Source organism: Vibrio sp. TRT 1302, from assembly GCF_050113875.1.
Taxonomy (GTDB): domain Bacteria; phylum Pseudomonadota; class Gammaproteobacteria; order Enterobacterales; family Vibrionaceae; genus Vibrio.
Map to the genome: position 1 here is coordinate 69,821 of NZ_JBNJOF010000008.1, position 13,658 is coordinate 83,478.

Here is a 13,658-nt window from a genome sequence, read left to right on the forward strand (position 1 = left end):
GTTCGCTTTTGAACTATTAGGAATTAACTAACTTAATTAGTTACCCTCATCAACGAGATGATTAATCTTCGTAGTTGTCGATGCTTGGACAAGAACAGATTAGGTTACGGTCACCGTAGACATTGTCTACACGGTTAACGGTTGGCCAGTACTTCCAGCTCTTAGTCGCAGGTGATGGGAAGCAACCTAGCTCACGAGAGTAAGGGCGGTCCCATTCATCTTTCGACAGGTCTACTTGAGTGTGAGGCGCTTTAACTAGCGGGTTATTGTCTAGTGGCCACTCACCATTTTTGACTTTGTCCATCTCTTCACGGATAGCAATCATTGCGTCACAGAAGCGGTCAAGTTCTTCTAGGTCTTCAGATTCTGTTGGCTCAACCATCAGTGTACCCGCAACAGGGAACGACATCGTTGGCGCGTGGAATCCGTAGTCCATTAGACGTTTAGCGATATCTTCTTCGCTGATGCCTGTCTCTTCTTTAAGCGGACGAATGTCGATAATACATTCGTGAGCAACGCGGCCGTTAGTACCACGGTAAAGTACAGGGTAGTGTGGGCGTAGACGCTCCATCACGTAGTTTGCGTTTAGAATCGCGACTTTTGTTGCTTCTGTTAGACCCGCTTCGCCCATCATCGCGATGTAAGCCCACGAGATTGGCAGGATTGAAGCACTACCTAGATCCGCAGCAGATACCGCGTAGTCGTTGCCTTCAACACCATTTTCAATGTGACCAGGTAGGAAAGGTGCTAGGTGTGATTTAACACCGATAGGACCCATACCAGGACCGCCGCCACCGTGAGGGATACAGAAGGTTTTGTGTAGGTTTAGGTGTGAAACATCTGAGCCGATAAAGCCTGGAGACGTTAAACCTACCTGTGCGTTCATGTTGGCACCGTCTAGGTAAACCTGACCACCAGCCGCATGAATCATTTCACATACTTCTTTCACTTGCTCTTCGTACACGCCGTGCGTAGAAGGGTAGGTGATCATGATGCTTGATAGGTTTTCTGCGTGTTTTTCGATTTTAGCGGCTAGGTCAGCCATATCGATGTTGCCTTCGTCATCACACTTAACAACGACGACCTTCATTGACACCATAGACGCAGTCGCAGGGTTAGTACCATGTGCTGAGCTAGGGATCAGACACACATTACGGTGTCCTTCGCCACGGCTTTCGTGGTAGCGCTGAATCGCGATAAGACCTGCGTATTCACCTGATGCACCAGAGTTTGGCTGAAGTGAGAATGCGTCGTAGCCTGTGATTTCACATAGCTTCTCTTTTAGGTCTTTAGCGAGAGCTGAGTAGCCTGCGGCTTGAGCCATTGGCGCGAATGGGTGAATTGAGCCAAATTCAGGCCATGTCACTGGGATCATTTCAGCAGCAGCATTAAGCTTCATTGTACAACTGCCTAGTGGGATCATACCGTGTGTTAGCGAGAAGTCTTTGTTCTCAAGTTGCTTCAGGTAACGCATCATTTGCGTTTCGCTGTGGTGCGTGTTGAACACAGGGTGAGTCAGGTACTTAGATGTACGACGCAATGCTTCTGGAATCGCGGCAAACTCGTTGCTAGCAATCTCTGAAGAAAGGGCATTCACATCTTGGCTAACACCAAATACTGCAAATAGTGCTTCGATATCCGACGTAGTTGTTGTTTCGTCGAAGCTGATGCCTAACTTACCATCAAGCTTGCGCAGGTTGATGTCAGCGGCTTGCGCTTTCGCGTATAGCTCGTCTGTTTTAGCTGCCGAGTTGATAGTGATGGTGTCAAAGAAACTGTTGTGAGCCAGTTCAAAGCCTGATTTGTTAAGGCCAGCTGCAAGGATCGCCGTCATGTGGTGAGTGCGGCGTGCGATAGTGCGTAGACCTTCTGCACCGTGGTAAACGGCGTAGAAAGAGGCCATGTTCGCTAGCAGAGCCTGTGCAGTACAGATGTTCGACGTCGCTTTTTCACGACGGATGTGTTGTTCACGAGTCTGCATCGCCATACGTAGCGCTTGGTTGCCGTTGGCATCGATAGAAACACCGATAACACGGCCAGGCATCGTACGTTTATGTTGGTCACGTGTTGCCATGAATGCAGCGTGTGGACCACCGTAGCCCATTGGTACGCCGAAGCGTTGAGCACTACCGATCACTACATCAGCGCCCATTTCACCCGCAGGTTTAAGAAGAACCGAGGCGAGTAGGTCAGTTGCAACTGTTACTAGAATTTTGTTTTCATGTGCTTTAGTGATGATGTCAGTCAGATCACGAACTTCACCCGTTGTGCCAGGGTACTGAAGTAATGCACCGAACACGTCTTGGTCAGCCAGTGTCTCAACCGCGCCAACTTGAACATCGAAACCGATGTATTTAGCACGAGTTTTGACGACTTCAAGCGTTTGTGGATGAACGTCATCGGCAACGAAGAAAACGTTGCTCTTGCTCTTACCTGCACGCTTACACAGCGTCATTGCTTCGCCGGCTGCTGTTGCTTCGTCAAGCAGTGATGCGTTCGCAATGTCCATTGCAGTAAGGTCCATGACCATCTGCTGGTAGTTAAGCAGTGCTTCAAGACGACCTTGAGAAATCTCAGGTTGGTATGGCGTGTACGCAGTGTACCAACCTGGGTTTTCTAGCACGTTACGTAAAATTACGTTTGGTGTGAAAGTGTTGTAGTAACCTTGACCAATAAAGGTGCGCTTAATTTGGTTGAGGTTAGCAAATTCGCGCATTGCAGCGAGCATGTCTGCTTCGCTTTTTGCTTCTGCAAGCGTCATTGGCTTTTCTAGGCGAATTTGCGCTGGAACTGTCTCTTCGATCAATGCGTCTAGATTCGCTACGTTGATCGCTTCCAACATTTTTTGTTGGTCAGATTTGTTTGGTCCATTGTGGCGTGCAACGAACTCATTTTGTGTGCTGAGGCTTTGAAGTAATTCAGTCATTGTCCTTTACCTACTCCATCATTCGGGTAACGGATTACAGCATTGCTGATAATATTGATTATACGTCCGAACGTTGAAAAAAAGCTGCCACCTAAACGGGGCAGCTTTGCTGTATTCCTAATTACTCGTCTTCGATTGAGTTTAGGTACTCTTCTGCGTCTTTTAGATTGTCTAGCTCTGATGGATCAGACATCTTCACTTTAACAATCCAGCCGCCTTCATAAGGTTCTTCGTTAATAAGCTCTGGGCTGTCTTCTAGATCTTCATTGATTTCAACGATTTCACCAGTGATTGGGGCGTAAATGTCCGACGCTGCTTTTACAGACTCAACAAGTGAGAAGCTGTCGCCTGCTTCGATTTCGTCTTCAACAGCAGGCAAGTCTACGAATACAACATCGCCTAGCATTTCTTGTGCGTGCTCTGAAATACCGATAGTTACTGTGCCATCACCGTTGTCACGAACCCATTCATGGCTGTCTGCAAACTTCAGTGTGTTGTCCATTGCTTATTCTCCAAAAAAAATAACTGTATTAAATTGTCTATTGGTAAAGTGGGAAGCGAGCGCAGAGTGTTTTTACTTCTTTACGAACACGTTGCTCTACTTCAGCATTGCCTTCTGGGTTTTCAACTAACCCGTCTAGTACATCGCCAATCCAGTTACCGATGAGTTTGAATTCTTCAGCGCCAAAGCCGCGGCTTGTTCCCGCAGGCGTTCCCAAACGGATGCCCGATGTAATCATAGGCTTCTCTGAATCGAATGGGATGCCATTTTTGTTACATGTGATCCCAGCACGTTCCAGAGCTTCTTCTGCTTTGTTGCCTTTTAGCCCTTTCGGACGTAGGTCAACCAGCATTAGGTGCGTATCTGTACCGCCAGTCACAATGTCACAACCGCGAGTTTGCAATACTTCCGCAAGAACTTTTGCGTTGTCGATCACTGAATCTATATAAGTTGCAAATTCAGGACCTAATGCCTCACCAAATGCGACAGCTTTAGCTGCGATAACGTGCATTAATGGGCCGCCTTGAAGGCCAGGGAAAACAGCTGAGTTGATCTTTTTGATGATCTCTTCGTGGTTGGTAAGAATCATGCCGCCGCGAGGACCACGTAGCGTTTTATGAGTTGTGGTCGTAACCACGTGTGCATGCGGTAGTGGGCTAGGGTGAGCACCTGTTGCGATTAGGCCAGCAATGTGTGCCATATCGACCATTAGGATTGCATCCACTTCGTCTGCGATTTCGCGGAACTTAGCGAAATCAATCGTACGTGGAATAGCACTACCACCTGCAATAATCATTTTAGGTTTGTGTTCAACCGCTAATGCGCGAACATCTTCATAGTTGATTTCAAGTGTTTCACGATCAACGCCATACTGTACTGCGTTGAACCATTTGCCTGAAAGTGCAGGGCGAGCACCGTGAGTCAAGTGACCACCTGCGTCTAGAGACATGCCTAGGATGGTATCACCCGGTTGAAGTAGAGCCAGTTTTACCGCACCGTTTGCTTGGGCGCCAGAGTGAGGCTGAACGTTGACATATTCACACTTGAACAACTGCTTTGCACGTTCAATAGCGATAGACTCAACCGTATCTACGTGTTCACAACCACCGTAATAGCGACGGCCTGGATAACCTTCTGCATATTTGTTTGTTAAACACGTTCCTTGTGCTTGCATTACCGCTTTAGAAACAATGTTCTCAGAAGCGATAAGCTCAATTTGTTCGTTTTGGCGAGTGAACTCGGCTTGGATGCCGGCGAATACAGCATCGTCAGTAGCAGCAAGGTTAGTAGAGAAAAAGTTCTCTAGGCTATGATTTTGAAACGGTTTGTTCATGGTAGATGACCTTCCATTCGTGCCAACGAGATTCTTATGTACGCTAATTGGTTCTCGTCAGTTCTACTTCTTTGTCTGCTCATCTCTATGTACGAGCAGGGTGAATTTCCATACCCCAAAATAACGGGGAAAACTGAAACCAAGGGTTAAATTCCTCAACATTTGGCTTCTGAAATAACATCTCTACAACTAACAAGTTGGTAACATAGCGGTTGTGAAAGGAACAATCAACCAAAAATTTCCTATTGGAAACAAGGTTTCTATTTTTGTTAACAAGAGCACGGTTTATTTCTCATTCGAACCTTTCTTCCACTTTACGCTTCGTGCACAATGAAAAATGAGACAGGAAGTAGTAGAAATTAAGAGGGAAATATGCCCGAAGATATCTTTGATGATTATCCATCTTTGACTCTGGCTAAAGAGGCTGAAGAAAACATTGAACCGCTAAAACTGGGGCAGCGAATTAAAGATATTCGTGGCAAGTTGGGCATTACATTAGAAGAGGCGAGTCAGCGTACAGGGTTGGCGCGTTCGACGTTAAGTAAAATCGAGAATGAGCAGATTTCTCCAACCTTCCAAGCGATGCAGAAATTAGCATCTGGATTACAGATAGATATGCCACAACTGTTTGAACCGCCTAGAAAAAAGGTGGCGACAGGGCGTAGGGATATTACCAAGGCAAATCAGGGTAAACCGCATCCGACACCTACCTATGAGCATGAGCTTCTGGCTACGCAACTATCTAACAAGAAAATGATGCCATTTAAGAGTCAGGTCCACGCTCGAAGCTTTGATGAATACACCGATTGGGTGCGACATGACGGTGAGGAGTTTCTACTGATTTTATCTGGTTCAGTAATGTTCTATTCCGAGTTCTATGAACCGGTAGAAATGCACGAAGGTGATAGCGTCTATTATGATGCCAATATGGGGCATATGTTGGTCTCAACCAGTGATCAAGACGCGCACATTTTGTGGGTTACTGCAAAGTAACGTGAACTGTTTGTTAATTTCTTATAGTGAATGCAAACGGTTGCTTTTGGGTTGAACATGAATACAATAACGCCATCTTGACGATTTGTTCGTCAAGATGGCGTTTTTATTTTCAGTCGTTATTGTGAATATGATGTTAAATGTCACATTTTGAACGGTTCTGATCTTGTTAATCGTGCAAATTCTATCTACTCGTGTTTATTATTGGAAACAAGGTTTCCTTGAATGGAAAACGAACCTGACTAAATGGAGACAACAATGACTCAAGAACTACTCAAAACACCTTTGCACGCACTGCACGTTGAAGCTGGCGCAAAGATGGTACCTTTCGCTGGTTATGATATGCCAGTTCAGTACAAACTTGGTGTGAAAAAAGAGCATCTACATACGCGTGATGAGGCAGGCCTGTTTGATGTGTCGCACATGGGACAGCTTCGTCTTCATGGTGAGGGCGCAGCGGCGTTTCTTGAGTCACTGGTTCCTGTTGATATTATCGATCTGCCTTCTGGCAACCAGCGCTACGCGTTCTTTACCAATGAACAGGGCGGCATTATGGATGATTTGATGGTGGCTAACTTAGGCGATCATCTATTTGTTGTTGTCAATGCGGCATGTAAGCAACAGGATATTGACCATCTGGAAGCACACCTACCTTCTGGCGTAGAGCTGGAAGTGATTGATGACCGCGCTCTTCTTGCTCTTCAAGGCCCTAAGGCTGTAGACGTTCTCAAGCGATTCAACCCACAAGTTGCCGATATGCTCTTTATGGATGTGAAGAAGCTAGAGATTCTTGGCGTAGAATGTATCGTGAGCCGCAGTGGCTACACGGGTGAAGATGGTTACGAAATCTCGGTACCGAACACCCATGCTCAAGAGCTAGCGCAGAAGCTGACAAATGAAGAAGAAGTTGAGTGGATTGGTCTAGGTGCACGTGACTCACTTCGTTTAGAGTGTGGTTTATGCTTATATGGTCATGATCTTGATGCAACGACATCACCAGTGGAAGCAAGCCTACTTTGGGGTATTCAGAAGGTTCGCCGAATTGGTGGTGAGCGTGAAGGGGGCTTCCCAGGTGCAGATATCATTCTAAACCAGATTGAAAGCAAAGATGTTTCTCGCAAGCGTGTTGGTCTAGTTGGTCAAACGAAAGCGCCAGTTCGTGAAGGTACAGAGCTGTTTGACGCGCAGGACAACAAAGTGGGTGTCGTGACCAGTGGTACTGCTGGCCCTAATGCGGGTAAGCCAGTTTCTATGGCTTATGTGCGTGCAGACCTTGCTGCTATTGGCACAGAACTATTTGCAGATGTACGTGGTAAGAAGCTACCAATGACTGTTGAAAAAATGCCATTTGTTCCGCAAAGGTATTACCGAGGTTAACATCTCGTGACCTAAATAAATTCTTGTGATAAAACCTCTCAATTCTGAGAGGTTTTTTTATACTTATGTAGTACGTAAGTGCTATGGAGAGCGAGCCGTGATTCGAAAGTTAGCCGTTTTACTTTCTAGTTTATATGTAACCAGCGCCTATACCAGTGTTGAAATTACGCCATATGTAGTAAATGGCAATGATATTAGTGCAACCAAGTATCCCTCTTTTACGAGTCTCATGTACGATCGTATCGATTATGATCGTATATATGGTACATCGCCGTACTGTGGTGCCACGCTGTTAACGCAGTACTATGTACTGACGGCGGCGCACTGTATTTATGGCAATACCAATACTCAGCTGTTTACCTCAGTCGTTCCCCAACTTCAGAATGAGTCGGACTTTCCCAACGCTATCACACAGCGAGTGATGGTGAGTGAATACTATTACCCAGACAACTACAACAACGATACCTTAGCTAATGATATTGCTATTTTGAAGCTGTCCCAGCCTATTACCGCCGTGTCCAATTACGCTGATCTCGCAAACAGTACCGATGCTACCACCTATAGAGGCAGCAGTTCAGGTGACCCTTTCTTTGCGGTTGGTCATGGCAATACCCAGTCTGGTCGTGACGATAGCGAGGCTCTTCAGGAAACTCAACTGAGCTACGTTAGCAATTCGAACTGTAATTTATACAATGTCGATACGTCAGCGAATTTATGCATGGACGGAGCGTCAAGCCAAAATGGCCGTGATAATGCAACCTGTCAGGGGGATTCAGGTGGCCCGTTATTCTGGAACAACAAGCAAGTAGGCATTACCAGTTTTGGTCCAACGACTTGTGGTGATATGAGTGTGATTGCCAATTCAATATTTACAGAGGTGTCAGACCACCGGACATGGATAAGTTCAGTGCTCAATGGTTCAGAAACGCCAAAAGTGACGGTCAACGATGCGCAGCGAATCAGTTACCTCAATTCGATAAACGCAAATAGCTCGGGTGGAGACTCAGGTGGATCAAACAGTTGGTTTGGACTACTTATCTTGAGTGGTATTGCCCTATGGCGTCGTAAGTCTTCTTATCTGCAACAGCATAGTTAACCGTCATTCTTCTGGTATAAATTTTTTGCTGCTGTGAATCGCCTAACGGCTAACTCGGTGTGTTCTCAAAAATAAGAAATTAGTTATAAGTTCATGATTGTAATGAATTAAATGGTGGTAGTTCAATTCATCTGCTTAATCAACATGTTGACTATTTGGCTCTAAACGATAGTTTTAATTTATCAACAACGTGTGCAGGGACCCATTATGACTAACCGTGATAACGACAAGATTACTCTGATTTCTGATGTAAGCATGCAATCTAAACTGCTTAAGGACTCTTTGGAGAAGGGCTTAGGATTACAAGTTAGCATAGTGACAGCTGATACTTTGCAAGCAATGGATGAAGGGCAGGGGCAACTCGATAGCTTAGTGCTTATTGATTACCACTATTTGGATGATAGCAAGTTTGAATGCTATAGCAGCGCCAAATCTCATAGCGATGCCACTATCAAAGAAATTGTTTTCAATTGCCCAATTGATGCCTCTTCAAGCCAATTGTTTAAATGGCGTAATTTGGTTGGCGTCTTTTACCTTGATGACGAAGTTCCTTTACTGCTTAAAGGTATGGAAAAAATCATGAGTGATGAGATGTGGCTATCGCGAAAAGTCGCGCAGGACTACATCGAGCATTTCCGCTGTGCCAATACAGTGACCACGTCTCAGGCTTATGCCAACCTCACTAAGCGCGAGAAAGAGATCATGCGTTTACTTGGTCACGGTGCTTCAAATATCCAAATTGCAGACGAACTGTTCGTCAGTGAGAATACGGTTAAAACGCATCTTCATAATATCTTTAAGAAGATCAATGCGAAAAATCGCCTGCAAGCCTTGTTATGGGCTAATAACAACATTTCGCTAGAAGAACGCGTTTAGTTTTACAGCCTCATCTCAATCAATGAAGCGCAAAGGTCTGGATAACACCAGACCTTTGTTGTTTAGAATACGCAATGTTTCGCGTAACTGGTCGCTTCATTGGCGCTCCAGTCACCTTTCGGTTTATCTTCGAGATCACTACACCAAGCTTCGCTTCCAACCGCATCGAGTAACACACAGTGCTTAGCGTAATCGACAGTACCTTGAGCGTTCCACTCACTTTTTGGTTTGTCCGCCATCTCGTCACACCACGCTTGAGTACCCACCTCAGTTTTGCAGGCATTTAGTGCAAGAAGAGTGACCAAAGAAAGTATGATTTTCTTCATTTTGTTTTCCAAAGATTATTCGTGGGCGTCACTATACCTAAAACGGTGGGGTTTGGTGTTTGGGAAATGAAAAAATAAAGAAAATGGCGTATCGAAACGTTTCGATGGAGTGATCTGAATCACTCTGTGCGAACAATAGTGGTTGCCAAAGAAGATCAAATTCACACTCTACTTATCGAGCTCTCGAATTTATGAGGTGAGCGACTATTATGCTATCGAAACGTTTCGATGAGTTTTTTCTCAATAACAAATCTGATAGTGAAATCAAGACTCACCATTGTGTAAACGTGTATTTGATAGGTCGATGAGATGAAGAAAAGTACCCTAATAAATTCTGAGCTTTCGTACTTGGTAGCTACGTTAGGTCATACCGATGAGATAACGATTTGTGATGCAGGATTGCCAATACCAGACGAGGTTCAGCGTATTGATTTAGCCCTTACACACGGTGTTCCGTCGTTTTTGGAAACCGTTAAAGTGATGTTGTCTGAATCTCAAATTGAAGGCGTAGTGATTGCGCAGGAATTTGCAACTGTTAGTCCAGAACTCCATGAGGCGCTGAAAGTTGAGCTACTCGAAGAGAGTAAGCGTTGCGGTAAAGAGATCTCTATTTCCTATGTGTCACATGAGGAATTTAAAGCGCGTACCCGACAGAGCCGAGCCGTCGTTCGTACGGGCGAGTGTACGCCTTATGCAAACGTAATATTTCAAGCGGGTGTGGTTTTCTAAACCTCGGAATAGTAAGGAAGAGTTATGACTCAAGCTATCCTACAGTTGAGTTCGATCGAAAAAGCCTTCCCTGGCGTTAAGGCGTTAGATAAGGCTAGCCTGAATGTCTACCCTGGGCGCGTAATGGCCCTGATGGGAGAGAATGGTGCAGGTAAATCGACCTTGATGAAAGTGCTGACTGGTATCTACAGCAAAGATGCGGGCACCATTCAATACCAAGGCCAAACCGCAGCATTTAAAGGACCTCGCGACTCTCAAGAGGCGGGCATCAGCATTATTCACCAAGAGCTGAATCTGATCCCGGAACTGACGATTGCCGAAAACATTTTCCTTGGCCGTGAGTTTACCAACGCGTTTGGTGGCATTCAGTGGCACAAGATGTACCAAGAAGCCGATCGGTTGCTTGGCCGCCTTAACGTTAAACATCCATCAAGCACCTTGCTTGGCGAGCTTAGCTTGGGCGAACAACAGATGGTTGAAATCGCGAAGGCGCTGTCGTTTGAGTCTAAAGTCATCATCATGGATGAGCCGACAGACGCGTTGACTGATACTGAAACAGAGTCGCTGTTTAACGTCATCAACGAATTACGCGATCAAGGATGTGGCATTGTTTACATCTCTCATCGTCTCAAAGAGATTTTTGAAATATGCGATGACATTACCGTTTTGCGTGACGGCAAGTTCATTGGTCAGTGTCAGGTATCGGATACCGATGAAGATGGCCTGATCGAAATGATGGTTGGTCGTAAGCTCGATGAACAATACCCACGTATCGACGTTCGCCATGGTGAAACCTGCCTTGAAGTGATTGGCTTAACGGGTTCAGGTATTCAGGATGTGAGCTTCACGCTCAAACGCGGTGAGATCTTGGGTGTATCCGGTCTTATGGGCGCAGGTCGCACTGAACTGATGAAGGTGATCTACGGAGCACTGCCGAGTGAGCGAGGTGTCATCAATCTCGACAATAAAACCATCAATCCAGTCAGCCCACAAGATGGCTTGGCGAATGGGATTGCGTACATCTCTGAAGATCGTAAAGGAGACGGATTGATTCTGGGGCTTTCGGTCAAAGAAAACATGTCTTTATGTGCGCTCGATAAGCTGGCAAAAGGTGGTCGAATCCAACACCAAGACGAAATTATTGCGGTTGAAGACTTTATCAAGCTTTTCAACATCAAAACACCGACACGTGATCAGATCATTGGCAACTTATCAGGCGGCAATCAGCAGAAAGTGGCGATTGCGAAAGGCCTAATGACCAAGCCGAAAGTTCTAATTTTGGATGAACCGACACGCGGTGTAGACGTTGGTGCCAAGAAAGAAATCTATCAACTGATCAATAAGTTTAAAGCCGACGGTATGAGCATCATCCTTGTCTCGTCAGAGATGCCGGAAGTTCTGGGTATGAGCGACCGAATCATAGTGATGCATGAAGGGCGAATTAGCGGCGAGTTCAATGCTAAAGACGCCGATCAAGAAAAACTACTCGCCTGTGCCGTAGGCAAAAAGATTAACGAGGAAGCAGCATGAGTACCAATACCATGAGCAAACCAACACAAACAAACGGCAAGAAGCTGTTTAGCAAAGAGTGGTTGATTGAACAAAAGTCTTTGATCGCACTTCTATTCTTAATTGTCGTCGTATCGTTTTTAAACCCGAACTTTTTTACCGTTGACAATATTCTCAACATTCTGCGTCAAACGTCTGTGAATGCAATTATTGCAGTCGGTATGACATTGGTCATTCTTACGGCGGGTATTGACCTTAGCGTTGGCTCGGTGCTGGCACTTTGCGGCGCGTTTGCCGCGAGCCTTATCGCAATGGAAGTGCCTGTCCTGATTGCAGTGCCAACTGCTCTGCTAGCGGGTGCCGCGCTGGGTGCCATCAGTGGTGTCATTATCGCTAAAGGCAAGGTGCAAGCGTTTATCGCTACCTTGGTAACCATGACTTTGCTACGTGGCGTCACTATGGTTTACACCGACGGTCGTCCTATATCTACAGGCTTTACTGACACGGCGGATGCGTTTGCTTGGTTTGGTACGGGCTACGCACTAGGTATTCCAGTACCGGTTTGGTTAATGGTGATTGTGTTTGCTGCTGCGTGGTATCTGCTGAATCACACCCGTTTTGGTCGCTACGTGTACGCCTTAGGCGGTAACGAATCGGCAACCCGTTTATCTGGTATCAACGTTGATCGTGTAAAGATTGGCGTCTACGCCATCTGTGGCTTACTCGCTGCATTGGCAGGCATCATCGTGACTTCTCGACTCTCTTCGGCTCAACCGACGGCGGGTATGGGCTATGAACTAGACGCTATCGCTGCTGTGGTATTGGGTGGCACTAGCTTGATGGGAGGTAAGGGCAGAATTATGGGAACCTTGATTGGTGCACTAATCATCGGCTTCCTCAACAATGCGCTCAACCTACTCGATGTTTCGTCTTACTACCAAATGATCGCAAAAGCAGTTGTTATTTTGCTTGCGGTACTGGTCGACAACAAAAACAAGTAAATCATAACTAAATAGAGCCAAGTGACGTGTCTTGGCTCGCCCTACACAAGGACTGAGAAAATGAAAAAACTCGCAACTTTAATCTCTGCAGCACTACTTTCTTCAACCGTTTCTGTATCGGCGCAAGCACAGGACACGATGGCAATCGTACTGTCGACGCTAAACAACCCATTTTTTGTAACGATGAAAGATGGCGCAGAAGCGAAAGCTAAAGAGCTAGGTTACGACCTGATTGTTCTGGACTCACAGAACGACCCAAGCAAAGAACTATCAAATATTGAAGACTTAACCATTCGTGGTGTAAAAGCGATTCTGATCAACCCAACGGACTCTGATGCAGTATCGAACGCGATTCGTATGGCAAACCGCTCTAATATCCCTGTTCTTACACTAGACCGTGGTGCTAGTCGCGGTGAAGTCGTGAGTCACATTGCCTCAGACAACATTGTTGGTGGCGAAATGGCAGGTAACTTCATCGTTGAAAAAGTGGGTATGAAAGCGAAAGTTATCCAGCTTGAAGGCATCGCGGGTACATCAGCGGCTCGTGAGCGTGGCGAAGGTTTCATGAACGCGGTCAAAGGCAGCGAAATGGAAGTTCTTGCTAGCCAACCAGCAGACTTTGACCGTACTAAAGGTCTTAACGTAATGGAAAACTTACTCGCGGCTAACCCAGACGTTCAGGCTGTATTCGCTCAGAACGACGAAATGGCTCTTGGTGCGTTACGTGCTGTTCAAGCTTCAGGTAAAGATGTGATGATTGTCGGCTTCGATGGCACTGACGACGGTATTGCAGCGGTAAACCGTGGCAAATTGTCTGCAACTATCGCGCAGCAACCAGACCTAATCGGTGCGCTTGGCATTGAAACTGCTGATAAAGTACTGAAAGGTTCAGCGGTTGAAGCTTACATCCCAGTACCGCTAAAAGTGATCACTAAATAATATCGCTTAGCCCTCCCGCCTAAATCGGGTGCGGAGGGCGAATAGCCATGA

General features: G+C 46.0%; 12 protein-coding genes. 8 read left to right on the forward strand and 4 right to left on the reverse strand.

The features are described from left to right. Positions 1 to 61: 61 nt before the first annotated feature. The 3 genes from gcvP to ACQEXP_RS11970 form a co-directional block, all read right to left on the reverse strand. On the reverse strand, positions 62 to 2,926 hold the full coding sequence (gene gcvP, locus ACQEXP_RS11960; protein ID WP_426970079.1) for an aminomethyl-transferring glycine dehydrogenase: 2,865 nt from the start codon (positions 2,924 to 2,926) through the stop codon (positions 62 to 64). Positions 2,927 to 3,047: 121 nt separating this feature from the next. After that, positions 3,048 to 3,428 (reverse strand): glycine cleavage system protein GcvH, encoded by a 381-nt coding sequence (gcvH, locus tag ACQEXP_RS11965; protein ID WP_138973171.1) that lies wholly within the window; start codon positions 3,426 to 3,428, stop codon positions 3,048 to 3,050. 37 nt (positions 3,429 to 3,465) lie between these two features. Then, positions 3,466 to 4,761 (reverse strand): serine hydroxymethyltransferase, encoded by a 1,296-nt coding sequence (locus ACQEXP_RS11970; RefSeq protein WP_138973172.1) that lies wholly within the window; start codon positions 4,759 to 4,761, stop codon positions 3,466 to 3,468. 372 nt (positions 4,762 to 5,133) lie between these two features. On the opposite strand from ACQEXP_RS11970, the gene ACQEXP_RS11975 reads away from it, so the two are divergent. The 4 genes from ACQEXP_RS11975 (at position 5,134) to ACQEXP_RS11990 (ending at position 9,103) form a co-directional block, all read left to right on the forward strand. Then, positions 5,134 to 5,754 carry a helix-turn-helix domain-containing protein gene (locus ACQEXP_RS11975; RefSeq protein ID WP_426970081.1) on the forward strand — a complete coding sequence of 207 codons (621 nt, stop codon included), beginning with the start codon at positions 5,134 to 5,136 and terminating at the stop codon, positions 5,752 to 5,754. A 258-nt stretch (positions 5,755 to 6,012) separates the two neighbouring features. Next, positions 6,013 to 7,131: a glycine cleavage system aminomethyltransferase GcvT gene (gene gcvT, locus ACQEXP_RS11980; RefSeq protein WP_269375707.1), complete on the forward strand. Its 1,119-nt coding sequence runs from the start codon at positions 6,013 to 6,015 to the stop codon at positions 7,129 to 7,131. 97 nt (positions 7,132 to 7,228) lie between these two features. Then, positions 7,229 to 8,227, forward strand: a complete 999-nt coding sequence (locus ACQEXP_RS11985; protein ID WP_269375706.1) for a S1 family peptidase — start codon at positions 7,229 to 7,231, stop codon at positions 8,225 to 8,227. 207 nt (positions 8,228 to 8,434) lie between these two features. Next, entirely contained in the window at positions 8,435 to 9,103 is a 669-nt protein-coding gene (locus ACQEXP_RS11990) for a LuxR C-terminal-related transcriptional regulator (protein WP_269375705.1), read from the forward strand. 62 nt (positions 9,104 to 9,165) lie between these two features. Here ACQEXP_RS11990 and ACQEXP_RS11995 read toward each other — a convergent pair whose 3' ends face one another. Then, the gene (locus tag ACQEXP_RS11995; RefSeq protein ID WP_426970084.1) at positions 9,166 to 9,429 is read right to left on the reverse strand and encodes a DUF3012 domain-containing protein; all 264 of its coding nucleotides are present in this window, start codon (positions 9,427 to 9,429) and stop codon (positions 9,166 to 9,168) included. 309 nt (positions 9,430 to 9,738) lie between these two features. On the opposite strand from ACQEXP_RS11995, the gene rbsD reads away from it, so the two are divergent. Genes rbsD through rbsB form a run of 4 tightly spaced genes read left to right on the forward strand, consistent with a single transcriptional unit; the run spans position 9,739 to position 13,607 of the window. Beyond that, positions 9,739 to 10,158 (forward strand): D-ribose pyranase, encoded by a 420-nt coding sequence (rbsD, locus tag ACQEXP_RS12000; RefSeq protein ID WP_426970086.1) that lies wholly within the window; start codon positions 9,739 to 9,741, stop codon positions 10,156 to 10,158. 24 nt (positions 10,159 to 10,182) lie between these two features. After that, positions 10,183 to 11,688: a ribose ABC transporter ATP-binding protein RbsA gene (rbsA, locus tag ACQEXP_RS12005; protein ID WP_426970088.1), complete on the forward strand. Its 1,506-nt coding sequence runs from the start codon at positions 10,183 to 10,185 to the stop codon at positions 11,686 to 11,688. Next, positions 11,685 to 12,668 (forward strand): ribose ABC transporter permease, encoded by a 984-nt coding sequence (rbsC, locus tag ACQEXP_RS12010; protein WP_138973179.1) that lies wholly within the window; start codon positions 11,685 to 11,687, stop codon positions 12,666 to 12,668. The genes rbsA and rbsC overlap by 4 nt, the downstream gene beginning before the upstream one ends. A 60-nt stretch (positions 12,669 to 12,728) precedes the next feature. Continuing rightward, positions 12,729 to 13,607, forward strand: coding sequence for a ribose ABC transporter substrate-binding protein RbsB (gene rbsB, locus ACQEXP_RS12015; RefSeq protein ID WP_138973180.1), 879 nt, complete (start codon positions 12,729 to 12,731; stop codon positions 13,605 to 13,607). Positions 13,608 to 13,658 lie beyond the last annotated feature (51 nt).

What these genes read in the sequence shown, in the direction of transcription:
- ACQEXP_RS11990 (WP_269375705.1), top strand. Translation starts at nt 8,435, where the DNA reads ATGACTAACCGTGATAACGACAAGATTACTCTGATTTCTGATGTAAGC.
- rbsA (WP_426970088.1), top strand. Translation starts at nt 10,183, where the DNA reads ATGACTCAAGCTATCCTACAGTTGAGTTCGATCGAAAAAGCCTTCCCT.
- ACQEXP_RS11995 (WP_426970084.1), bottom strand. Translation starts at nt 9,429, where the DNA reads ATGAAGAAAATCATACTTTCTTTGGTCACTCTTCTTGCACTAAATGCC.
- gcvH (WP_138973171.1), bottom strand. Translation starts at nt 3,428, where the DNA reads ATGGACAACACACTGAAGTTTGCAGACAGCCATGAATGGGTTCGTGAC.
- ACQEXP_RS11975 (WP_426970081.1), top strand. Translation starts at nt 5,134, where the DNA reads ATGCCCGAAGATATCTTTGATGATTATCCATCTTTGACTCTGGCTAAA.
- rbsC (WP_138973179.1), top strand. Translation starts at nt 11,685, where the DNA reads ATGAGTACCAATACCATGAGCAAACCAACACAAACAAACGGCAAGAAG.
- gcvP (WP_426970079.1), bottom strand. Translation starts at nt 2,926, where the DNA reads ATGACTGAATTACTTCAAAGCCTCAGCACACAAAATGAGTTCGTTGCA.
- ACQEXP_RS11970 (WP_138973172.1), bottom strand. Translation starts at nt 4,761, where the DNA reads ATGAACAAACCGTTTCAAAATCATAGCCTAGAGAACTTTTTCTCTACT.
- rbsD (WP_426970086.1), top strand. Translation starts at nt 9,739, where the DNA reads ATGAAGAAAAGTACCCTAATAAATTCTGAGCTTTCGTACTTGGTAGCT.
- gcvT (WP_269375707.1), top strand. Translation starts at nt 6,013, where the DNA reads ATGACTCAAGAACTACTCAAAACACCTTTGCACGCACTGCACGTTGAA.
- rbsB (WP_138973180.1), top strand. Translation starts at nt 12,729, where the DNA reads ATGAAAAAACTCGCAACTTTAATCTCTGCAGCACTACTTTCTTCAACC.